25 protein-coding genes and 2 pseudogenes are annotated in these 22581 nt (G+C 44.0%); 8 read left to right on the top strand and 19 right to left on the bottom strand.

Annotated features, from left to right (window positions below):
• Positions 1 to 44 precede the first annotated feature (44 nt).
• Positions 45 to 1217, bottom strand: coding sequence for a hypothetical protein (locus AC0TNG_RS12025; RefSeq protein WP_234081187.1), 1173 nt, complete (start codon positions 1215 to 1217; stop codon positions 45 to 47).
• A 213-nt stretch (positions 1218 to 1430) separates the two neighbouring features.
• On the opposite strand from AC0TNG_RS12025, the gene AC0TNG_RS12020 reads away from it, so the two are divergent.
• A complete protein-coding gene (locus tag AC0TNG_RS12020) occupies positions 1431 to 3296 on the top strand; it encodes a DUF4209 domain-containing protein (protein WP_473713224.1) in 1866 nt (621 codons plus the stop codon).
• Positions 3297 to 3804: 508 nt separating this feature from the next.
• Here AC0TNG_RS12020 and AC0TNG_RS12015 read toward each other — a convergent pair.
• The 12 genes and pseudogenes from AC0TNG_RS12015 to AC0TNG_RS11960 form a co-directional block, all read right to left on the bottom strand.
• Positions 3805 to 4296, bottom strand: a complete 492-nt coding sequence (locus AC0TNG_RS12015; protein WP_464357662.1) for a DNA-binding protein — start codon at positions 4294 to 4296, stop codon at positions 3805 to 3807.
• Positions 4297 to 4331: 35 nt separating this feature from the next.
• Complete coding sequence (locus tag AC0TNG_RS12010; protein WP_473713223.1) at positions 4332 to 5117, bottom strand: hypothetical protein; 786 nt, start codon at positions 5115 to 5117, stop codon at positions 4332 to 4334.
• Positions 5114 to 5287, bottom strand: coding sequence for a hypothetical protein (locus AC0TNG_RS12005; protein WP_014830800.1), 174 nt, complete (start codon positions 5285 to 5287; stop codon positions 5114 to 5116). Before AC0TNG_RS12005 ends, AC0TNG_RS12010 begins: the two co-directional genes overlap by 4 nt.
• Before the next feature lie 412 nt (positions 5288 to 5699).
• Positions 5700 to 7463 (bottom strand): DNA primase family protein, encoded by a 1764-nt coding sequence (locus AC0TNG_RS12000; protein WP_032447735.1) that lies wholly within the window; start codon positions 7461 to 7463, stop codon positions 5700 to 5702.
• Positions 7460 to 7774, bottom strand: a complete 315-nt coding sequence (locus AC0TNG_RS11995; RefSeq protein WP_023325055.1) for a DUF4222 domain-containing protein — start codon at positions 7772 to 7774, stop codon at positions 7460 to 7462. The genes AC0TNG_RS12000 and AC0TNG_RS11995 overlap by 4 nt, the downstream gene beginning before the upstream one ends.
• Positions 7775 to 7784: 10 nt before the next feature.
• Positions 7785 to 7988, bottom strand: a complete 204-nt coding sequence (locus tag AC0TNG_RS11990) for a hypothetical protein (RefSeq protein ID WP_020686326.1) — start codon at positions 7986 to 7988, stop codon at positions 7785 to 7787.
• Between the two features lie 115 nt (positions 7989 to 8103).
• On the bottom strand, positions 8104 to 8979 hold the full coding sequence (locus AC0TNG_RS11985) for a tyrosine-type recombinase/integrase (protein WP_014830795.1): 876 nt from the start codon (positions 8977 to 8979) through the stop codon (positions 8104 to 8106).
• The gene (locus tag AC0TNG_RS11980) at positions 8972 to 9217 is read right to left on the bottom strand and encodes a host cell division inhibitor Icd-like protein (RefSeq protein ID WP_059443829.1); all 246 of its coding nucleotides are present in this window, start codon (positions 9215 to 9217) and stop codon (positions 8972 to 8974) included. Before AC0TNG_RS11980 ends, AC0TNG_RS11985 begins: the two co-directional genes overlap by 8 nt.
• Positions 9218 to 9264: 47 nt before the next feature.
• Positions 9265 to 9453: pseudogene (locus AC0TNG_RS11975) on the bottom strand (ash family protein); the annotation flags it as partial.
• A gap of 235 nt (positions 9454 to 9688) precedes the next feature.
• Positions 9689 to 9886 carry a helix-turn-helix transcriptional regulator gene (locus tag AC0TNG_RS11970; RefSeq protein ID WP_047072697.1) on the bottom strand — a complete coding sequence of 66 codons (198 nt, stop codon included), beginning with the start codon at positions 9884 to 9886 and terminating at the stop codon, positions 9689 to 9691.
• 167 nt (positions 9887 to 10053) lie between these two features.
• Entirely contained in the window at positions 10054 to 10650 is a 597-nt protein-coding gene (locus tag AC0TNG_RS11965; protein WP_047072699.1) for a hypothetical protein, read from the bottom strand.
• A gap of 68 nt (positions 10651 to 10718) precedes the next feature.
• Positions 10719 to 11933, bottom strand: coding sequence for a tyrosine-type recombinase/integrase (locus tag AC0TNG_RS11960; RefSeq protein WP_048209331.1), 1215 nt, complete (start codon positions 11931 to 11933; stop codon positions 10719 to 10721).
• A 303-nt stretch (positions 11934 to 12236) separates the two neighbouring features.
• On the opposite strand from AC0TNG_RS11960, the gene AC0TNG_RS11955 reads away from it, so the two are divergent.
• From AC0TNG_RS11955 to AC0TNG_RS11945, 3 genes are read left to right on the top strand one after another with little or no spacing between them, the layout of a single operon-like run.
• On the top strand, positions 12237 to 13310 hold the full coding sequence (locus tag AC0TNG_RS11955; protein ID WP_000201381.1) for a site-specific integrase: 1074 nt from the start codon (positions 12237 to 12239) through the stop codon (positions 13308 to 13310).
• Positions 13311 to 13320: 10 nt separating this feature from the next.
• Positions 13321 to 14268 carry a hypothetical protein gene (locus AC0TNG_RS11950; RefSeq protein WP_267217165.1) on the top strand — a complete coding sequence of 316 codons (948 nt, stop codon included), beginning with the start codon at positions 13321 to 13323 and terminating at the stop codon, positions 14266 to 14268.
• A gap of 13 nt (positions 14269 to 14281) precedes the next feature.
• The gene (locus AC0TNG_RS11945; RefSeq protein ID WP_064589656.1) at positions 14282 to 14482 is read left to right on the top strand and encodes an antitoxin VbhA family protein; all 201 of its coding nucleotides are present in this window, start codon (positions 14282 to 14284) and stop codon (positions 14480 to 14482) included.
• Between the two features lie 32 nt (positions 14483 to 14514).
• Here the strand turns inward: AC0TNG_RS11945 and AC0TNG_RS11940 are convergent, their stop codons facing one another.
• The 6 genes from AC0TNG_RS11940 to AC0TNG_RS11915 all read right to left on the bottom strand — a co-directional run bounded on the left by AC0TNG_RS11940 (position 14515) and on the right by AC0TNG_RS11915 (position 18171).
• The gene (locus AC0TNG_RS11940; protein WP_023338107.1) at positions 14515 to 14727 is read right to left on the bottom strand and encodes a hypothetical protein; all 213 of its coding nucleotides are present in this window, start codon (positions 14725 to 14727) and stop codon (positions 14515 to 14517) included.
• A 69-nt stretch (positions 14728 to 14796) separates the two neighbouring features.
• Positions 14797 to 16191, bottom strand: coding sequence for a P-type conjugative transfer protein TrbL (gene trbL / locus AC0TNG_RS11935; RefSeq protein ID WP_074428595.1), 1395 nt, complete (start codon positions 16189 to 16191; stop codon positions 14797 to 14799).
• Between the two features lie 2 nt (positions 16192 to 16193).
• Positions 16194 to 16367, bottom strand: a complete 174-nt coding sequence (locus tag AC0TNG_RS11930; RefSeq protein WP_165761718.1) for a hypothetical protein — start codon at positions 16365 to 16367, stop codon at positions 16194 to 16196.
• A gap of 11 nt (positions 16368 to 16378) precedes the next feature.
• Positions 16379 to 17173 carry a P-type conjugative transfer protein TrbJ gene (gene trbJ / locus AC0TNG_RS11925; RefSeq protein ID WP_001373492.1) on the bottom strand — a complete coding sequence of 265 codons (795 nt, stop codon included), beginning with the start codon at positions 17171 to 17173 and terminating at the stop codon, positions 16379 to 16381.
• An 81-nt stretch (positions 17174 to 17254) separates the two neighbouring features.
• Entirely contained in the window at positions 17255 to 17608 is a 354-nt protein-coding gene (gene traJ, locus AC0TNG_RS11920; protein WP_000218774.1) for a conjugal transfer transcriptional regulator TraJ, read from the bottom strand.
• A gap of 281 nt (positions 17609 to 17889) precedes the next feature.
• Positions 17890 to 18171: a hypothetical protein gene (locus AC0TNG_RS11915; protein WP_000843928.1), complete on the bottom strand. Its 282-nt coding sequence runs from the start codon at positions 18169 to 18171 to the stop codon at positions 17890 to 17892.
• Positions 18172 to 18899: 728 nt separating this feature from the next.
• On the opposite strand from AC0TNG_RS11915, the gene AC0TNG_RS11910 reads away from it, so the two are divergent.
• From AC0TNG_RS11910 to AC0TNG_RS11895, 4 genes and pseudogenes are all read left to right on the top strand, one after another.
• Positions 18900 to 19157 (top strand): HigA family addiction module antitoxin, encoded by a 258-nt coding sequence (locus tag AC0TNG_RS11910; protein WP_001575470.1) that lies wholly within the window; start codon positions 18900 to 18902, stop codon positions 19155 to 19157.
• Between the two features lie 668 nt (positions 19158 to 19825).
• Positions 19826 to 21343: an AAA family ATPase gene (locus AC0TNG_RS11905; RefSeq protein ID WP_000402610.1), complete on the top strand. Its 1518-nt coding sequence runs from the start codon at positions 19826 to 19828 to the stop codon at positions 21341 to 21343.
• Complete coding sequence (locus tag AC0TNG_RS11900; protein ID WP_097751240.1) at positions 21343 to 22200, top strand: HNH endonuclease; 858 nt, start codon at positions 21343 to 21345, stop codon at positions 22198 to 22200. Before AC0TNG_RS11905 ends, AC0TNG_RS11900 begins: the two co-directional genes overlap by 1 nt.
• A gap of 210 nt (positions 22201 to 22410) precedes the next feature.
• A pseudogene (locus AC0TNG_RS11895) lies at positions 22411 to 22572 on the top strand (porphobilinogen synthase); the annotation flags it as partial.
• Between the last annotated feature and the right edge of the window lie 9 nt (positions 22573 to 22581).

Below are 22581 nucleotides of genomic sequence, written 5' to 3'. Positions count from 1 at the left end.
AAACAATCGTGAAGAGAGAATAATGACTCTTTGATGATTACCATTCACCTACCTTTACCATTTTCAGTAAGTAACTCATCTTGAGCCAATAATGTAATAACGTCTCCAGCAATGTCCGGCCTAATCCTAGGAAATTTATGTACTGCGTAAGCTGCAACAGTCAAAGGGCTCCAGTTCAGGCCAATGGCTATCCGTTTTACCTCTTCGATAACTTTAAATGGATCAGATTCCAGAGCCAAACTCGCCCGAGCTGTATCAAACGAGACTTGTTGCGCGGCAGTTAGCGATGGATGTTTTCTTAGCTCTTTTGTGATTAAACGCTGAGCTTCTACGCCGATAGCTGCGCCACCTTCAACGATTCCAGTCAATCCAACAAGTTTCCCACCATCACTTCGAGTATTATCATCTGTGATTTTAATGGGAACAACCATTCTGGTCAGTTCGTCATCTTGCTGAAGCAACTCTAATAACTCTGGTAGGATTACAGGATCAATTACACCTTTCATAGCAGCAGCTCTTTTTATAAAGCTGATTGGAGAACACCCTAGACGAGCGGACATAGCTATTACACAGTCTGCGATAATGAAAACATCACTTAATCCAATTAAAGGCTCACATTCACTCCTAAAAATGTTTTCGTCACGCTGAGAATCGGTTGGGTTAACAGCTTTTCTGAGCTTAGGCTTTGCTTGTTGTCTTTTATAACCACGTAGTGCTCTGATTGTGTCTTCCATGACTAAGCCAACACTATTTTTTAGATCCTCACTTCCCTTCAGACTAGAAATTAGCTGAAGCATAGTTTGAAGACTGGCAAGCATGTCAGGTGTTGCCTTTCCTGATGCAACATCCAAGCTTATTACGTTCAATTTGCTAAGCACACTGGTGACAATTTTCGAAGGAGGTGGAGCAATTTCTTTAACTTTGTGACTTTTATGTATCGTATCCTCCATCAGCTTGAGCACGTTTTTCCAGTCTGTTTGCACCCCACTCTTAAGTGTCTGAAGATGAGATATTCTTTCCCTTAAACTTTCACATTTTGCTACGGGGATTGGTTCACCCTTTCCTCTTCCATACTTCAACCAATCCACAAGAACTACAAAATCGGCTGTTGCAGAAGCTACCAGCCCTTCAACTACACGTTCTCTAGTTTCTGAAGTTAAAAGATTTTTTTTGTGTGACGGCAAACGATCATTTTTGTAACCACTGGACTTTCTCATACCATAACTCTCAGAATGGTTAGCACAATAAAACATTATGAATCAATCAGTTACGCACTTTAATTATCACCACAACTATTACAAATATAAAGTGTTACACCTTTAAGAGCAATATTGTAAATCAGCCTCCAGATGCAATAAGCTAAGAGCAGCTAAGCGTCGGGTGAAAATTTAAAGCACCTACTTCAACATTTTCAATGAAGGGAAGAATCTATGACAGACTCAACGAACCAGGGAAGAAAAAGTGAAAATCATTTAGACGATAAAACTACTATTGATGACTTACACAGCATACAACTTACATCGCTATTAGAGGATTATGAAGGTCTGTGTGATATAGATATGTGGCTTCAGCTAAATAAATTAGCATCCTCAGAGCTAGAACGTGAAAATCATTCAGCCTATAAAGCCTATAGATTATTAGCTACGCTGTGTTCAATGCGAATGTCATCTGATGATCCTGCCGATACTTGGCATCCAAGATGGCAAGATGCCGAGCATAGAATGTTTACGCCTCAAAATATAAAAAATGATTACAACTCTCTTCTTTCAGATATTGTTGTTGATATTAAAAACTTACCATTGAAGGGTAGAGTTGCAGATATAGTTTGGACGAATGATCGTAAGAAATACAACTGTGGAATCGAAGCTGTTAAGGCATATTCCAATATAGTTCGAGAACATTTAAACAAAGAACTACCCGCTGATGATTATAAAAACCTGTTTGAATTAATAAATTTATTGCAAAGAGCTCTTTATATAAATGGAATGATGAGTAAACGTGATCGTATCCCACCTCACCTCACAGAAACTTTTGAGCGATTTTATTATTTCACACATAATAATTGCATATATGTAGCATTTTCTAGAATTGGAGAGTTAGCTTTAGGCTATAAAATAAAAACATTTCAAGAAGTTGCTGAAGATTCAGAAAATCTTGTTAAAAGAGGAAGTATAAAGGATTACCCAGAAGCAAGAAAAAAAGTATGGTCACTTGCTGCAAAATGCTATCAAAAAATTAATAATACAGAAGGTCGCCGACGCTGTTTAGAAGAGTATTCTAATGAAACACTAAGGATGTGCGAACAAGTTTCAAGCTATGCTGCGCAAGCTAGTTGGGTGCGACAGGCTATCACTGAACTTCAAATAGCCGGAGGATTTCAGGATAAAATTGATTACCTGCGTGTTAGATTGAGAGATTTACAACTAGCCAGCCTATCTGAGATGGTTCCTTATGAAATACCTTGCGAACTATCAGAAGAATGCGATGAAACAATTAATCAGTTTACAAATATAGGCCTACCGGAAATATTGTATTGCTTTGCGATATTATCAAAATCACCATCTATTGAAAGCCTAAAAGAACAAATCTCAGAAAACGATAAAAGTGGATTTTCCATCTTATTTCCCACTTCAATACATCTTGATCAGGAAGGCAAGCCTATAGCTAAAACATCCATCCACGCTTCAGAACAAGATTCTGGCAATGAGTGGTTAAAATCAAACTCCATTACATATATGAGCAGCCTAAGATATTTTATCGCTGAGTCAAGAATTAAGCCAGCCCGGCATACTACAATGTTGCAATACGCAGTAGAATTAAGGCATTTCGATGCTATTGTAAGTTTAAGTTGTTTTGTACCTTTTGGCCATGAACATCTCTTCAGTTTAGGATTCGCCCGGTTATGGCAAGGTGATTTTTCATCAGCCGCATATATATTAATCCCTCAACTTGAAAACACACTACGTCATATTCTCTTCTGTAGCGGAAGAGATTCGTTCAAATTTACTGCAGACGGACTTCAGGAGGACCGTTCATTGTCAGGGCTTTTGGAAAATAAACGTGTTGATTTAGTTGAAATACTTGGGGAGGATATAGTTCATGAGATCGATATGCTTTTCAATTACAAAGCAGGTCCTTCACTAAGACACAAAGTCGCACATGGTAAATTGTCGGCTGGAGACTGTTACCAGCCAGATTGTATCTATGCTTGTTGGTTCATTTATAGATTTATTTGTTTACCCATTCTTCCTTACTGGAAGGATCAAGTAATACCGCAAATTGAGATGACGCTTTAACGCTAATTAATATTTAGATTTATTTTAAACACTGAAATTAAAATATTTTTATGCGCCTGAATAAAGCAACTGTAACTTAGAGCGCGTTCTGCCAAAAATCCCCACTTGCGCTGCCGGTGGGTGACAACTTTTGACAACTCAATCTGAACGCCAGCGTCCGGGCAAACCAGAACAGCGATCTGAAAGAGGCTCGAGGATGATTGCAAAGGGGGAGTGCTTGACACCTCCCCTTCACGAGTTCGTGTGCCTGAAGTTTTCTGAAGCGGTAGCGGTTGACACTTTCTCCCTAGTTTTCCCTAGTAAGGCATAACAAACCATAACAGGCTGACACCTGCCCTGCTTAGCATCAGGGTTAACAAAAGCTAACAGCCAAGGCTCAACAAATCTCAACGCCAGCCCTTACACTTCTGCTCTAGCTGCTGTTCGCAGGCGTCAGGATCCGTTAGGTTGGGTTGACACTTTTCCCAGTTTCTCGCGAAAAAGTGTCAAGTTTGAGGGGCTGGGGGGTTTACAGTTTTTCGCCGTCCAGCAGGCAGAGTGACATTAAACCAGTTTTGTTCCAGTCATCCAGCGTATCGGGGTGCATTGTGGCAACGTAAGTCAGCTCAGAACGAAGAAACCGTAAAGCGCTTGCTGCACGGTCTTTGCCATAGAAGCTGTGGGTTTCTTCATCCAGCCGGAAGAGAATCAGTAGTTGCTCTGCGGGCTCGTGCTGAACATCAAAACCCAGCTCAGCGGCTGCTGCCTCTATTCGCTGGCCAGCATCAATATCAGCCGGCAGCTCTTTCCCGCCGTCATGCCCCCATACCCACGAGGCGGCCTGCGCCCACGTCATTTCAGTTTGGTGTTCGCCAGCACCAGCAGAATTTTGTTTAGCCTGCGATGCTTCGACATCTACCTTATCGCCTGAAATTACAATTTCACCGCGGGCTATCCAGCCGTAAACAGTTTGCCGGCTGACGCCCATATGCCTGGCGTAGGCTGATTTACTTAATAGCATCGTGATGTTTCCCTCCGGGCAGAAAAAAGCCACCCTCAGGCGGCCTGCTTCTCTTCTGAATGTGCCTGCCGCTGGCTGCCTTTGAGCATCGCGCTGACATGTTCGCTTAACTGATCAAGGCCGGTCATGCGGGGCAGAACTTCTGATGGATCGTCGTTCTTCCCGTAAACGAGATTGTTATACCAGGTTCGGACAGCTGTAATTTGTGCGACGTCCTTCCTTACCGCGTCGACCAGATCGGCAACCGCGCTAATTACCTGCCCGTTCTCTGATGCTATACGGGAAAAGCCGAGACGTTTTAGCTGTTCCGTATCGAGCCCCGAACACACCGCGTGCGCCCTCAGTAAGGCGTCCGCCAGCTCCTGATGCTTTCCACTGTGCATCGACAGCAGCATTTTTTCCTGGCTGCGGCGATCCAGTCGGGCGAATGCCTGGCGCATCTCGCTGTCACGCATGAATCCCTGAACATCATCAGATGCCAGTGGATTAACCGGAGCGAGCTTGTTCTTCAGGTAATCGAGAATGTTTGCGGCCTGCTCGCTTACGGCTGCCACCCCGCGGGTAAAGTCTTTGAGCGTGTCCGGGTTCCGGGCTTCACCTGCCCTGCGATTTTTTGCCTGTTCGTTCAGATCCGGATCGTTGCGGATAACGTCCAGCAAATCCGCCTCAGCTTCGGCCTGCTGCGCCGTTGTCCTCAGGCTGGTGAGTTCGCCCGCCATACCACGGAATAAAGCGGCCATCTGAGTATTTGGAGCAACAACCTTACCGACATAGCCCGCCAGCTCGATGCTGTGTTTCCCAATTTTGATTGAGTAGCTCACTGGCCAGCCTCCATTTTTGATAGTCCCGCATCAAATACCTTGCGCGCAACAGCATGGATTGACGGCGCGATCCCCATGCCCGACTTCTGGCGCTCCCTCTCCTGAATGGTTTTCAGAGCCTGAATCTGCTCCCCGTTCAGCAGAACGGGCTTAACGTTAACCTTACTCATGATGCCCCCCTGTAATAGCAATCATTAAAGTTCCATTAATCGCAACAATCGAACAATTAATTGCGATTTATGAAACGATGTTAATGAAATTGCAGGGGTGCACAACGCGAAAAGTGTGGATGCGTTTTAAAGAATTTGCCCTTAAGGTATACATGGTGTTCATAAAGAGAATAAATCACTTATAAAACATGATATTAACCTATGAACACCAGCCTACATTTTGGGATTTCAGGTCTACACGGTATACATCATTCTGTTTAATAAAACATCAGATGATTAATGAGAGAATGAACACCATGTACACCCTGTGTATACCTGAAAACAAGGTATACATGGTTTATTTCACTGATTTATATATAAATTTTTCTCTCGATGTATACCATGTATACCTTTCTCCATATTTATCTGAACTTCATTCTTTATGACCGGCTACAGGATGCGTCTGAGGTAACCAGTCTTCCGCACTTTCCGAAAGTTCGACGTTAGTCACCATGCCACGGGCTCTCCGTTCCTTACGGTACTCGTGATTAAACTCCCTCATCGCGCTTTCCATCCCCTCTGCGAATTTATTCAGCGTCAGCGGTTTGTCGAATCCATTGGCCTCCAGGAATGCCAGATAAGCGTGATAGAGATAAATTCGCGGATAGTGAGGCGGATTGCGGTTTCCTACCATCATTCCCGCACAATCAGCCAGCCGCTCAAGGTGAGCGCAGAAGGCATATAGCGGATCCGTTTTCTGCTTTACCTCCAGTGCTTCTTCGCTATTCCGTTGCTCCAGCAGCAGCGCCCGCGCTTTTTCCGGGTTCGCAAAGTTCGCCAGCAGCCGGCGAACAACCACCGGAATTTCAGCGGATATCTTTTCTGCAAGGTCGGGATCCTTATCCTCTTCGCTGACGCGCCGGTTAAACTGGAAAATTACGCGGCGCCTGGAAACGCCGCCGGCGCGTTCGGTGAAAATCATCGGCGTGTTGTTCGTGGCCACAACCACCGCCCGCAGAACGGCGGTGTACTGGTGCTCGTGTTTCGGGTCTATCTCCACCGCATCCCCGCCGGTTATCGCTTTTATCCCCGTGCCCTCTCCTGAATATTTAGGCTGGTCAGGAAGCGTTATCATGCTCTTGCCGACGAACTGCGCCCGCCCGCGCGCGCTGTCGAGCGCCGCCATGTTCCCGCTGGCGGTGTTATGCGCGCCGGCCAGCATCGTGGCGATATGGGTAAAGACGCTTTTCCCGCTGCCGCCCTCCCCGGTTATCTCGAGGAACAGCTGCCAGTCATACCGGTTAGCCAGCACCATAAAGAGCGCTGCAGCGATGCGCTGCATCTTAATTGCGTCTCTATCTGATGCGTAACTTAGCCACTTATGGAAGTTCGGCGCGTGGTCGCGGAGGTTTTCGCCCGGCACCGCCGGCGTGTAGGTTACGCCGTTGTGGTTGGTCAGCCAGTTATCCTGGCTGTGTTCGGAGAAAACGCCGGTTTCCATATCGTAGACGCCATTAGCAAAGGGGATCAGGCTGCGCCGCGGCTCTCCCATTACCGGGATAACGATTTTCAGGGCGTCGATAACGTTGTTGATCGCGCGCTTGCTGAAGTTGGTTTTGTTCTCGTTGTAGATAGCCACCATTTCGCGGCTCAGCTCGAGCAGTGACGTTTTCTCCCAGATGCCGGCGCGGTAGACGTACACGCCCTCGCTGTTTTCATTGATCGCAATTCCGGTATAACGCGCGGCCAGTATGAGCGCCTTTTCGTTATCAGCCAGGTCGCGGAGGTTTACATCCGTCAGCGGTTTGCCGATCACCATGCTTTTGCCGGCTTCCGCATCGGCTTTGAGGCGCGGCAGCTGGGGCGTCCAGTCCTCCAGAAGCTGATAACCTTCAGAGTAGAATTGCGCGCGCTCCACGCCGGCCACCGCCAGCTTTGTCGCGAGAATGGTTATCTGCCGTTCGGTCAGATGCCCGCCGCGGCAAACCCGGGCATAGAGCCGGCCATCATCAACAATGCGGATATTCTCCAGCTCCGCCAGCTGCTTTTTATCCAGCACAACCGGCGGCACCGTGTCGCCAATCGGGTTCATTTCCTGCCATGCTTTGGCGAACGTCCAGGCATCGGCGCCGGCAAAGATGATTGACTCCTCCATGAGATCCGCCGGCTGCTTTTTAAGGTTTGGTGCATTCTTCATTTTCTGTTCCCTCGCTCCCTGATGATTTCCCGCATGACACGAATTCGCTCGATGCCCTGTACCCGCATAATCCGATCGATATCTTTTTCGCCGGCGACCGGTGCGGAAGAAACAAATTCAAATTCCCGCACCAGTCTTTCTGGCGTGCAAAAACACGGTGAGCTGTACCCCTCGCGGCAATATGTCACTCTGTCGAATCGGTAACTTTCGATAATTACGATATTGCCCCGACCGTCCTTCCATTTATCGCCCGGCCTGATTTCAGGGTGAGCGCGGCCACCAGCAGCTAAGCCGGAATTTTTAATCGTCATATTTTTTACCTCACGCCGCTGGCGGGATTACCTGATAACCAATTTTCCTCAGAAAGCGCGCGGCACTCTCCACCGTAAAAATGATCTCGTCGTCCATAAGGGGGCGCATCGACTGAAGACCGTTTGACGTGTCCACCAGATAGCGGCCGCCGGCCGGGAAACTGAAAACGTTTTTGCCGTCGGCCCGGCGAACCAGATCGTAAACAGGAGTCATAATTTCCCCTCCCCGTCCCTTAATGACTGGCTGGCAAAACAATATCGCGCGCTACTTAATTGCTCCGATACGTGATCGGCAAAAGCGCCGAGACGGCAAAATTGGATAACCATTTTCATACAGATACCTCCATGGCCAGGCGGGATTGAATGGCGGAGGCCTTACTGCCTAACTGGAGATAAGTTCGGGTGATTGCCGGGTTACTGTGCCCGAGCATTTCAGAGGCGACCAGCAAACCCTGTTCGCCGCCGGCGGACATGAGATTAAAGGCGGCAATCTTGCGGCTGGAATAGGCACTCAGGCGCAGACGCGTGTTTACCACTCGGGTAAACCACAGCATTACGTTGTGCAGTTTCTTCCAGATCGTCTGGCGGCTCACGCTACCTTCCAGAGACTGGCAGCGGTTACTTTCAATCTGGCTGCGGGAAAATACCAGGTCGTCACCGATAAGATTACGCTCCATGCGTTCACGCAGTCGTTTGATGATGCCCGGCGGCAGCTGTTTGGTGTCGTGCTTAACTTCAGCCTTTGCCACCAGCTCAAACACGATCGCCTGTTCTTCTTCCGTCATGCCGGCGGCCAGTTCGTCGCAGCTCACGCTATCCCAGTGCATGTACCCAATGTGATCGCCAGCAAGCCGGGCAGCGTCCTTGCGCTGCTGGCGAACAATCTCGATCCCCTTCCGGGTCGCTCTGGCTTCCGCTGCTTTGGTCTGCTTCGCTACGATGATTGTTGCAATGCCGGTTTCCCAGTTGATGCAGGAGTAACGGAAGTTGCACACGTCGCTGGTACGCCAGCCGGTAACGGTCGCAATATCCCACCAGAGTAAAACCCAGTCCGGCTGGGTCTGCTGGATGCGTTCGCGCAGTTTGCGCTGCTCTTCCCGTTCGTAAACGGGCGTCATGGTGCGGGTGCCTTTCGTGGTAGTGGCTTTTACCACGTTGCCGCGCAGCTCGCGGGCTTTAGCTGTCAGGGTCTGGAGGTTAAACATGGCTACCTCCCATTTTCGCAACATCCAGTTCAAACGCGCCGCTGCTGTACTGATAAAGCGAACATTCAGAGCGAATTTTGGCGGCAAAGATAAGATCCCAGCGGGAATAAAACTCGCGGGCTTCTTGCTCACTGTCGGCAACGATGCGGATAACAACGGGAGTGCAGGTCCGGCCTTTCGGCGTACCGAGGAAAAGCCAGGTGAATTTGGGCAGTTTTTGGGTTGGGGTAGTAGCCATGTGGCAGCCTCCATACAGTGGTCTTGATAACCACCACCGGAAACGCCAATTTCACTGGTGGTGGACTGAGCAGGGTTGGCGTAACCGGACTGTATGGACTCCGGCGCGGATTTCTCCGCCCCCACCCAGCCCACCATAATTTTGCTAGCAGAGCGGTTTTGAACCACAACGCGTGAAAATAGGTGAGACGGATCAACGGCACAAAAAAAGACGCTTGGCGCGTCATGTGTCGCCATACAGTCATTCAGGACGCCAATCCTGGCACCAGATTTTGCTGGTGCTTTTAAAGCATACCCTTCAGTTGAATAACAAGGCAAGGAGTTTTTAGGGTGAGCGAAGCCCTGCCCCAGACGGGCATAGTTGTTCTTCATGGCATTAACCTTTTTGAATTGTTTAGTGAGCTGTCGCGACAAACTTATTCTGCGAGATCCGAAGTGCAAACTCTCGCAAATTATCTCTGCTCACGGAATCTCAGTTCGTTTGGCTGCGTGACGATTCAATGCGCTCACTAATCCATTCATCAATTTCGCTTTCAATGAAAGCGATTGCTCGAGTACCAATCTTTATGGATGAGGGGAAACGTTGCTCAGCCATGAGTCGATAGATCCAAGCCTTGCTATAGCCGGTTCTGCGCTGAACTTCAGGTAAGCGGATAAGGGATTGGGACATATATACCTCTCGAAGTCTAATGTGGTCTACGAGGTATATTTCAGCAAAAACATGCGGGTAGTTGTGGAAGTCACGGTAAATCAGTTGGAAGCAGCGCCTCCACTGAAATAGAAATACGGCCAGAAGTTTTAGAACCTGAGGATCGTCTTTTTGGAAATCCTTACGAGCTATTTAGAAGCGTATGTATTCAGAGCTTCATTAATTAGCATAGTCAATGCCTTATCTGTCACATCGATGCCATCGCCATGCTCCAATATGCTTCTTGAAGCACTTCTAGCAACTTCGGATTTGTTCAAATTTTTACCACGAACATATTTGCCCCCTGATTTTTCAAGCGCAATAGCCATTCCAGCGATCAGTTTTAACGCTGTATCTTTACCAGCAAAGTCGCCCCACCCGCTTCGTAAAGGCTGGTACTTTTCGCTAGAGCTATCTGGATCACATCCAAACCAACTATCTGTAGCTGATATTTCTTTAACAGCCCAAGGCCAAATATCATTGGAATAAAAATCAGCTCCAGTGATATCTCCGCCAGGTGAGCTAGACCATGTTCTCTTGGGATGTAGTTCTTCAGCGTTTACAGCACTCAAAATTATCCTCAAGTAACTGGAAGCAATGTTGTAGATCTCAGGAGGGAATTTAGCTTTCAACTCATCTAAGCGTGAACAACTGTACACGCCAGCCATAGCCATTGCAGCCTGCTCAGCAGTGACCACACGTTGTCGGCGAAGATGATGGGGCATGTTGAGGATGTTTTCTCGCATAAAAGCTTCCTGCTAACGATAGTCTACAGAAGTCTACTACTGTCAATTAGCACTGTCTATACATACAGTTAAGCGCTTTTCCCAAACGTTCCATGCACTACATTTTCGCCGTTTTCCAACGCTTCCATATAGTCTGCATACCACTGAAGCATTTCACGCCGGCCGTCTATGTACTGAGCGTGGTTGTACGTTCCTCGAATAGAGTTTTTGTCGACGTGTGCCAGCTGCGTTTCTATCCACGCGGTGTTGTAGCCCTGTTCGTGAAGGATGGTACTCATGGTGTGCCGGAAACCGTGCCCGGTGACTTTTCCGTCATAGCCAATCCGCTTAAAGACTTGGTTTATGCTGGCTTCACTCATTGTTTTTCGCGGATCGTTACGGCCAGGGAACATAAGCGGGTAATTGCCTGTTAGCTCTTGGAGCTGGCCAATTAGCGTAAGAGCTTGCCTGGACAACGGCACCACATGAGGGCGACGCATTTTCATGCGTGAGGCGGGTATTTCCCAGACCGCCTTACTGATATTGATTTCATCCCAAAATGCCCCGCGGAGTTCGCCGGTACGCAAGCCGGTGATAATCAGCAGACGAGCGGCCAAAACTACTAAAGCGCTTCCTGTATATCCTGACAACGCCTTGAAGAAATCAGGCAATTCTTTCGGTGTAAGGAAAGGATAATGATTGGACTCATGCCCTTGCATGGCGCTGGTGAGATCCGGAGCGGGGTTATACTCAGCACGGCCGGTGACTATTGCGTAACGGAAAACTTCCCCGCAGCGCTGCCTAACTTTTTTGGCCTTTTCTGTAGCGCCGCGCCCCTCAATGCGCCGCAGCACATTCAACAGTTCAAGCGGTTTGATATCGGCTATTGCTTTTTTGCCAATGTAAGGGAACACATCTTTGTTGAAAGCCTCAAGGATGTCTGAAGCATACCCAGCAGACCATTTTTTTAGTTTGCTGCTATGCCACTCAAGGGCAATATCTTTGAAGGTGTTGTTTAACTGCGTTTCACGGGCGATCTTCTCTTCCCGTTTAGCTTCCATAGGATCGATACCCCCAGCGATACCCCTTTTGGCTTCTTCACGTTTTGCCCGAGCATCGGCCAATGTGACTTCAGGATACACACCCAGCGCTAACAGCTTCTCTTTGCCGGCTACACGATACTTGAGCCGCCAGTATTTGCCGCCATTAGGTTTAATCAGGAGATACAAACCACCACCATCAGCCAGCTTGTAAGGCTTATCTTTAGGTTTGGCGGTGTCCACCTGCCGGGCGTTTAGTTTCACTTGGGGGTACCTCCTCTAGACCGAACAGCAAATACCCCCATAAGTACCCCCAAACGACCGTAGATTTCAGGGAACTTTAGTAGACGTAGAAATACTAAAAGGGGCTTCAAGTCGCAGAGTATAAGGGGTTTCAGTGAACTTTAGTAGACTTGGGGAGACGTTAGAATGGTGCCGATAATAGGAGTCGAACCTACGACCTTCGCATTACGAATGCGTAAATTGGTCCTTTGAAATCAATACCTATCGAATTTAAATAGATTTTTTGCCACAATATTGCCACAGTTCGTTAGGAATCAGACAGAAATGGCGACTATACGCAAACGTGGTAACTACCAATGGGAAGCTCAAATCCGTAAACGTGGTTTTCCCTCTCAAACCAAAACCTTTAACACCAAAGTAGAAGCAGATGCTTGGGCCAAAATGATCGAGTCAGAAATGGCGAGAGGAGTTTGGCTTAGCCGCAGCGAAGCGGAATCTACGACATTGTATGAAGCCCTAACGCGCTATGAAAAAGAGATTGTTCCCGACAAAAAAGGAGCAGTGCAAGACCGATCATTGGTGCGGATACTAAAAGGCACTCAGCTGGCAAAAAACTATATGGCCAGCATCAGGAGTGCCGATGTCGCCAAGCTAAGAGATGAATGGTTGAAAATTTATGCTCCTGCAACCGTTTTAAGGCGTTTGGCCTTACTTTCTCATGTATTCAATGTTTCGCGGAAAGAATGGGGCATGGAGAGCCTGCTGAACCCCGTAGAGGCCATTCGCAAACCCCAACCCAAGAACTCAAGGACCAGACGCCTGGAAGCGCTGCCTTTAGTTTCTGAGCAAACCGGTGTTACGTCAGGAAAGGAATTAGCCAACGAGATCGAACATATCATTGCCGCAACACATTCATTAGTATTGCCAGCAATCATTCTTCTGGCGTTAGAGACAGCCATGCGCCGTAGCGAAATTGCAGAACTTCGATGGCGCTTTATCGATCTTGATAGGCGAGTTGCACATCTGCCGGATACTAAGAATGGTAATGCTCGCGATGTCCCCTTATCCACAAAGGCTGTTATGGTACTATCCAATCTAAAGGAGCGTTCTAAACAAGCTGATGACAAGGTTTTTGGAATGCGTGCCGATGCGATCACCCGCGCTTTTGATCGAGCTGTAAAGCGCGCCAGAGAAAGATATGAACAAGCTAAACCTCAATGTGATGACACCTTCCTCAAAGATTTAAGATTTCACGATCTCCGGCATGAAGCGACCTCTCGCTTGGCTGAGATTTTCCCCATGCACGAGCTGACAAAAATCACGGGGCATAAAGACCCGAGAATGCTAATGCGGTATTATCATCCAAAAGCTGAGGATTTAGCGTTAAAGTTGAAATAAAGGATATCTTATGCGTTACATTAGAAAACACATTGCAAATTTTGATTTCAATATTGTATCCATTATATATTTGCTGATTGCTTGCATTGTAATCATGAAGTTCCCATTATTACTTCAAGATAAAACCTTCTTAGTTTGTGGATTATTCCTCTCGGTAGCATTCATTTTTTGTGCCTATAACAACAAAAAAACAATCGTCAATAAAATGATTGAGCACAGCATCATTAAATGGATTGGAACAGTATTGATTTTTTCAATTTGTATGTGGTATGCAAAACATAAAATTAATTTTGATTACGATATTCAACCGGAATACTTAATATACTCATCTTATGGTTATGCTTTCGCAATGGCCATTCCTCTATCTCTATCCATTTATGGCCTTAGCATTTTCATATACTTATACTTTGGAAGAATTACTGCTTATCAATGCTTTTACGCGGCAATTTTGACCCTCCCTTTTTCTGCAATGCTAAGAGAGACGATTAAAAAAAACCAAGAGGTTGATTTCAAAGTTATTATGTTGTTAGTTTTCGGGTTAGCTTTCGGTATCGTAACCATGTTCAAAGCAATGCAAAAAACAAATAAAAAATCAACTTCATCCAATAAAAAGAATCTATTATACATTGCAAAAACAATGGCACAAGATATTAATAGAGCAAAACTAATTTTAATGATATGGTTTAAAAAAATACTTATATGTTCGAATAGCTACTTAAGAGTTGCAGATCTATTATCGACAGCAATTGCATTATTATTCATTGGTGTTTTTTCAATAAAGATAATACCAGAGCATCAGAAGTCTTTTCTTTTACTTGATGCTTTTTCTAAGACAGATTGCAATACAAAAAAAGATTCATTTTCATACATCAGGAAATCGAAAAACGAATGCTACAGAATTAATTCTAAAGGAATAGAAGTTATCGAAATGATATCATTTACCTCATCAACTGACTAAAACATAGGTAGTAATGAAAATGGATGAGACCACGAAGAGAAAAAGGATTGAGGCATTTAGGAAAGCAGAGGCTAGCTTATATTTATCAGGTAAAGATCCTCGCGGGTCAGAATTTTACCAGAAAATAAAGGATGAAGTTATAAGAGGTAAGCTAACTTATGAAGAGGCAAAAGCAGAGATTTTAAATCACCATTTAGAGAAATCGAAAAAATAAGAAAAAGGCTAACATTATGTTAGCCTATCTTCTCAATGATTATTCCTATAACTAAAAATTGCTTTTTTCAATAACTCCGTTTGCTCATCAGCATCATCATAATTATAAATTCCCGTAGCAGAATAATACTCTTCGATGCATAGAATATTTATCAATGGTTCACAAATCTCTTTAATAAACTCCTTGTTGTTATCGGCAAAAATAATTTTTATTCCTTCCAAAACAAAGCTATTATAATCAGCCATTATCCACCTCCTTACAGGTGTTTAGTGGAAGCGTCAGTTAACGTTACCGCGCTAACTGACGCGCCTAAATCAAGATTTTTTACTGCCAGTTAAACTATCACCCTCAAACTCATCCTGTTCGTGGTTAGTCTGACGATCGGCTGTGTGTTTACGTATTTGATTCGCTATTTCCCCACCAACGGTCTGTTGTCTTCGGATAGAATTAGTACTTCCCTTCATCATCTGATACTCCGAAGCTCCGTTAGACAGCCCGCTCGCCATGTGAGAAGCCATGCGGCCAGCTCGTGAGAATGATGAAGCAAACCCCTGGCTTCCTCCGCTGACACTACCTGTATTACTCCCTGCAGAAGAACCACCGGAACCGCCTGATGGTTGTCCTCCAGAAGTATCTACGGAACCGGTATCTTCCCCTCCGCCAAATCCTCCACCTGAACCACCTTTATCACCAGAACCAGATTCTTCTGCCATCGCCGCTTGTGCAGATTCAAATGCTGCTTTTAGAGCGGAAGCACCACCACTGACTTGAGCTGTAGCACTCATTGCCATTGCCCCAGCGCCACTGATTGCAGTAGTAGCAGCGCCAGTAATCATACCTGCTCCAAAACCACCGATCCCTTGTAAGGACGCTCCTCCAACAACGCCTGATAACAACAACGGTAATTTATTCGTCAATACTAAAAGAATAATTGACGCCAGAAGTAAAACAATAAGACTATTAAGATCAGGAATATCATTTTTAATAATAGAAAAATACTGATCTATAAATGATTGCCCAATCCCAATGATTAATGTCATCGTAAATAACTGAATACCAATCGATAATACTGTGCGTAAGTAATTTATTGCTATATCAGAAGTCCATTTCGAGCCACCAAACCCAAGCAAAATAACTCCTGCATAACACAACACCCATGCAGAAACTAACATTATTAGCATATTTATCGCGATAAGCGCCATTACTACTAATACTATTATCGCGACGGTTATCATAATGGTCGAAATCATTGGAGACCAAATTGATGCTGCTGAACTGACCTTTGTTAATATCACAAATGCCATATCCACTATGCTGGAGGGTGAAATACCAGTACTTGTTCCTAAAGCATTTGCTGCAAGTTGTCTCATTGAGTTAATTATAGATTGTGATATGGCTGGGCCGTTGATTAAAAGATAATAAAAAAAACCAATCACGGCAAAAAAACGAACTATTTCTGCAAGTGCACTGATTAAACCTTCCCCTTGCATCGCCAACATACCAAATGTCCAAACCATACTTATTAATACCAGCCCCCAGAAGAGCCAATTTGCATAATCACCAATTACTAATGACCATGTGCTGGCTACTTGCTGAAACTTATCTAATAACGTATCAAGTAATCCGCTACTATCTAATTGACCAGCATAAGCATTTACAGAAAACAAAAAAACCATTCCTAAAAAAGTGAGCTTGCTTACTATTCTCATAATTACCATTCTCGCTTAGGGCTAGGATTGTTATTGCCACGCAGGGCACATTTATCGTAGTTATGTTCGTTCAATTTATTCTCTGGCGTCGATAAACAACCTTCATCTTTTTTATCGCAAGAGCATAGAATTAATGAAATTATTAGAATAAAAATGACCAAAAGTTTATCTTTCATTCAGCTCTCCCTCACCAAATTCGCTTCGGGCTTGGTGTGTTCTCGCCAGCTAACGCTTTTTCATCAGCGACTATTTGTTGGGCTTCTTTATCAGCCTCAGCCTGTGCCAGTGTTGCTGCAGCGTTTTGCTGAGCTACCAGAAGCGAGCGGATTTGCAGCAACTGGTTCGTTTGAGCACTGGCAAGCTGGTTAGCGGCCTGAATAGCTTCCATTTGCCCTTGTGCGCCGGTTGCCTGCGTTTGCAAATCTGCAAGGTTGTCAGCATCGCTTTGCAGTGTTTCCTGCTGTTCGTCAAGAGCCTTAAATACAGCGTCATTGGCCTTTTTACGTGCCTCAGAGCTGTTCTGTTCAGCTTTGCGCAGTGCGCTAATTTCATCCGCAGTACATTCAACATTACTGTTAAAGCACGGTGATGAGCGGTAGTAATTCACGTCCTGATAACGTTTCAGATATGAATCAAGACTCCCGGCCTGGTTTTTGTAGTAATTAAGGGTGTCCTGCGCCTGCAACAATTTGTTGATGGTCGAATTGGCCTGATCCCAGATATAGGCTGCAGGTGCGACTGTATTTTTGAGCATGTTTTCATACTGCTGCAGCTGCGTCTGGTACTGCTGGATCTGTTTTGCCACAGCCTGAACGTTGTTGACTGCGCTGATTGTGGTCTGCACCACATTAGTACCATCGATTACAGGGATACCGGCTGTCGCCGGTAATGCCATGATGGACGCCAGAAAGGAAGCTGCTAATGATTTTTTAGCTGCTAAAATCCCTCTCAGTGATGAAAATACTCGGAGCATTAACTTCATTTGCCCACCTCAAATTTAACTGATTATTAATATTGAAAACTCGTACTTTTAACAAATACAGATATTTAGGAAACCATAAATTTATTTATCCAAGATTCTATCCATAATATTTCTTAGTTCTTGTCTGGTTGATTCTATTTTAGCAAGCAACGTTTTTATCAATGAGGGTGAAAAATCAACTGTGCGTGGATCGTTAGCTAACCACAGTTTAAGTAACCCACCAAGTCGACCAAGATCAGCATTTACTCGGCTAAGCTCTACAACCTGTTCAATATCTACCATAGACTCAACCTGATAACCCATTGCTACTTTACGAATGAAACTCGCTACACTTAAGCCAGATGCTTCTGCATTTTCCTGGATTTGCGCTTTTTCATCTGGCAAACAATAAACTTTAATTGGTGTACTATTTTTTCTAGTCTGAGAAACGGTCATATCATTCTCCATACAGGCGGTAGCCGATCAGCCTCGCAGAGCAGGACTCCGTTGAGCAGCTCAGCTGCGAATAAGGGAAGGTAAAGTAGAAGCACCGTTTACGGTGGGCCTACTTTACATGTCCTGCCCTACATTTGCCGTTGTGAATCTGTGTACGTATTGTGTATTCCTGTGTACTCAGTGTGTTTTCGTAAAGCATTTGTGCAGTATTAGTCGTGTAAAAGTGTGCAGCATATGTGTTTATTGAAAGGAAACTTATCTGAATACCCCAAGGAATATTTTTATTCTCGCGGCTTGGGTTTTAGCGGCCTGCCACGTTTCCTTTGAAACCTATTTATCTCTTTCGCTATATCGTCATTTTCTGTCTTTGACTCAACAGATTTATCTATCCAGTCCTTAACATCCTCTCTACGCCAGAGAAGACGTTTATTACCGGGAAGACGGCATCTTGGTGGAAGACATTTTGGATTTCGCGTTGCATCACTGCGGATACTTTTTACAGTTTTCTTTAATGCAAAAGCCAACTCTTCAACGGTTATAAGTTCTGGCATAACTGATTTCATCGAAGAACCCATCTCTCAGTAGAAATTTGAGGATTTTAGCGGCTAAAATTTTAGGCGCTAAAGTTTGCTAACCAACGTTATGAATTGAGAATAATTAAAACTTACTGCCAAAAAGAATAATGTCAACAGGGTTTTTATTCATCGGGTTCTAACTTCATATGAAATTGGTTTTATTGACCAATTTCTGAATCACAGTAAGGTTTTAATAATTCCTTTAATCTTTTTGGTTATATATAAGGTTAAAGATCTGGTTAGAGGGGTGTGCAAAACTCAATTAAAGCAATGATTATTAAGGGGAAAAATATCCACATGCGCCCCTCATATGTCATAAAGTAGCCCCTCAAGTGTCATGAAATCGCCCCTCATATGTCATAAAGCAGCCCCTCAAGTGTCATATAATAAAAAATTAACAAACAAGTTATGCACAATATTATCAACAGAATCTGTGGGTAAATACACAGATTATACATGATGAAATAGATTGTTTAGCTAAACTAAATAGCAATAAATAAAATGAAACAAAATGTAAATAACAGAGGATTGTAGATGACTTATAAATTTGGTTAGCTAACCTTTATAAGAACTACTGTTTGCAAATGATTCATTCCTGACAGCGGATATATCGAATTTGAGTAAGAAAAACACTTAAACCAACCTTACTCTATGATTTGTTTAGCTAAACAAATTACTATAATGAATCCGATGACGTTTAAAAAAAAGGAGGGGGGATGAGGACGATAAATGCTGCACCTTCAACTGTCGGAGAGATTTTATACGAAGAATTCTTGAAACCATTGGATATGCCTCCCGCAAGACTTGCTGAACTGATGGATACATCATATGAAAAAATTTTGGAAATAATAAAAAATGAGCGAAATATAACTCTTGAGGAAGCTTTTCAACTCGCGATAATTTTCAATACAGATGCATATTTTTGGGTGAAACTGCAAGAGCTACATGAGGCATGGTTTAATAAAAAAAAGTAATGGTATTCAATTAGATTGCTTAGTCCTAATACATAATATGCTTTGAATAATACTCATGTATTACTAGTGACTCATTAAAACATGATAACACCAGGAGGACTGAGGATTGAGAAATTTGACCCTGGATGATGGGACACAGTCCTGACCGGACAAATCATTTTAGCCGTGGTACAGGCGACACTGAAAACCGACATAAAGAAGCCCGACTGGTAAGTTCGGGCTTTGTTTGACGCTCTGGCCTGAATGGAACATTCCTACATTAGACGTTAATATCTTACATCTAATTAGCCGCAAATACTAATGGATACATAGTTCCATTTGACTTGACTACCCATTTGCAGATTACTCCACCATCACTAATAAAATTCGACCACTTAGATTCGGAAGTGTCAGGCTGTAGGTCTTAAACCCGAAAGACTGCTTTTGGCCAGAAGCTGCCTTTGCTAGAATCTTATTATGTCAAAAGTCCAACTGCGTCTCATATGTAAATTATTTCAACTAATAATTAGAACTCCTGAAGATACTTCTTTTAATTAGTAGCGTAACCGCAAAAACAATTTTTGAGTTTTCTTTTATATTTAAATTTCTCGCAGAAGATATTTACACATCTGTTGTTGTTTTTGATATAATTAGGTGAATCTAAACAAAAAAAGGTTTTCGGAAATTATATGGAAATCATTATTGTACCCCGAGAGCAACGTATTCCTGCCGCAGGTATTAGTACGGCTTACCTGCATGTGGATCGTTGGAATGACTTTTCATTCATTACAATGTTTTACATGTATCTGTTTGATCAGAAAGGTGAACGGCATGATATTGGGAATGTCAAGATTGGCTTTCAAGGACAAACTACTGAAAAATCAACTTACTCCACGTTAGGAAGCAGGTTTAGAATTCTCCCAGAAGGATATTTTTCCGTTGGTCAGGATGTCGACTATTATCAGAAAATTTCGAATTTACCAGAATCCGTCAAAGTTTCATTACTTGAGGCGCTCAAAGATATTGCTTATGCGCCAGAACTTATAGATCTTGTTAAGGATGAGGAGGTCTTTAAAACGTCTTTGCTTCGGTATGTTAGTTTGTCTGTTATTAAAGGGCAGTTTGCGCGAGTACTTGAGGGAAAGAATCCACTGACTAATTTTGAGTTCAAGTTCATTCGCCCTGCACAAGACAAGATTTCCGATATCGAATTATCATTTAAGGTGAAAGTAGGAGAAAAACCAAGCACCAATATTCACGCGATCATAGGTCGTAATGGTGTGGGGAAAACGACAATTCTAAACGGAATGATTGAAGCTGTTACCAGTAAAGGTACGTCGAATGCAAAATTTTATGATCTGGAGGGGTGGAGTGATGATCCGATTGATAATGATTACTTTAGTAGTTTAGTCTCTGTGTCATTTAGCGCATTCGATCCATTCGAGCCACCAAGTGAACAGCCTGATCCATCAAAGGGAACTTGCTACTTCTATATAGGTTTGAAAAAAAAAGGAGAGTCGCTGAAAGGACTAAATGATATTCATGAAGACTTTCTACAAGCTTTGACGCTATGCTTTAGCCAGATTCCTAAGCGTGAAAGATGGCTGCAGGCTATTGATACTTTGGAGTCTGATGAAAATTTTGCAAGCATGGAGCTGAAAAATCTAGCAGGATATAATGGTGAGATGCTCGTTAGTAATGCACGGAAACGTATAAAAAGAATGAGCTCCGGTCATGCGGTAGTGTTATTAACACTTACACGTTTAGTTGCAACGGTGGAAGAAAAAACGTTAGTGCTAATTGATGAACCAGAGAGCCATCTTCATCCACCGTTGCTGTCTGCTTTTATTCGTGCACTGTCTGATTTGCTACTTGATAGAAATGGTGTTTCTATTATTGCAACTCACTCACCTGTGGTACTTCAAGAGGTCCCTAAACGATGTGTTTGGAAAATCAATCGTTCAAGATTGTCTACCGAATCTCGCAGGCCAGACATTGAAACATTTGGTGAGAATGTAGGAATCTTAACAAGAGAGGTATTTGGTCTTGAAGTAGTTAAATCCGGTTTTCACGATTTATTAGTCCAATCTGTTAAGTCAGGTGGAACATATGAGGATATAGTCGATGAGTATCGTAACCAGCTTGGTGTTGAAGCCCGAGCTCTATTAAAAGCGCTTGTCACACACAGAGATCGGAGTGTTAAGTGATGTTAAAACTTAAACAACCTGCTTATACATATGCCGATATGCTGACTAGCTGCCGCGAAGGCATAACTGGTAATCCGGGCTTGTTGCTGAAAGTGAATGAAGCAATAACTGATTTGCAAACATTGGCAGCTTCATACAATGCATCGGCATTAACTGGTGAACTTTATACAATACAACCACTGCAAATAAAAAATGAGGAAGACCCTATTGTTGTAGGTCGGTTAAAGAAATCTGACTTTGTTAAGCTTTATGGAAATTATGTTGTTGGGAAGAAAAAGCCTGCTCGAACTATTTATGATGCCCTGATGACTGCTGCTAATGAAAAATGCCCATTTTGTGGTGGGATTGGGCGACCTCGAAATTTAGATCATTATTTGCCTAAAGCTCACTATCCTCAGTTTTCTATATTGCCTGTTAATCTTGTGCCAGCTTGTCGAGATTGTAATATGGATGGTAAAGGGGAAGCTTTTGCAAGAAATGAAGCAGAACAGATAATACATCCCTATTTAGACGATAGCCGTTATTATGATGAACAGTGGATATCGGCTAGATACTTGGTTGGCAAAAATGATGAGCCTGGAGTTATTGAGTATTTTGTTTCGCCACCTGCTGATTGGGATAATGCACATAAACAAAGAGTGGAAAAACATTTTAACGATTTTGATTTATCTTTAAGATACTCTAAAGAAGCTGGTGCGAGGTTAGTTGTGCTTTTAGCTCTATATAACTCAGTACTACCAATCTCCGTAGATAAAAATGCTGCTAAACACCTTATATTTCAAACAATAATCAATAATTCGCCTTTTGTGAATCACTGGGAACGGATTATGTGTTTGGCTCTAATGTCAGACTTGTAGTAATGCTTGGAATGTTTATTTCTGTTCTTATTGATCTGCTCTCCATTGATTAATACGCCGTAATGTGAGTAATGCAACTATTTGACTGCGAGATTAATCGCGAAGTTCCGCTCTTCGCTCACAGCGGACATCGATCTTCGCGCCGGTCCGCTCAGTGCCAGCAGCGGACATTGCTGGCATCATAATATGTTAATCATCGGGTAGCAGGTCAAAGTGAGCGGAGAATACGCGATGATCAAGTTTGCCGCTCAGGCAGACGCGATTGATGAAGACAAAGTGGTGCTGGAAAGCCTCGGCGCCATCAAACGCGCAGGGGCGGATCTGATTTTCAGCTATTTCGCCCTCGATCTTGCCGAACGCGGCACCCTCTGAAACTGTAAC

The organism is Enterobacter sp. PL_is514 (assembly GCF_055816715.1).
The sequence above is the reverse complement of the archived record's forward strand: the minus strand, read 5'-3'. Positions and strand labels throughout refer to the sequence as shown.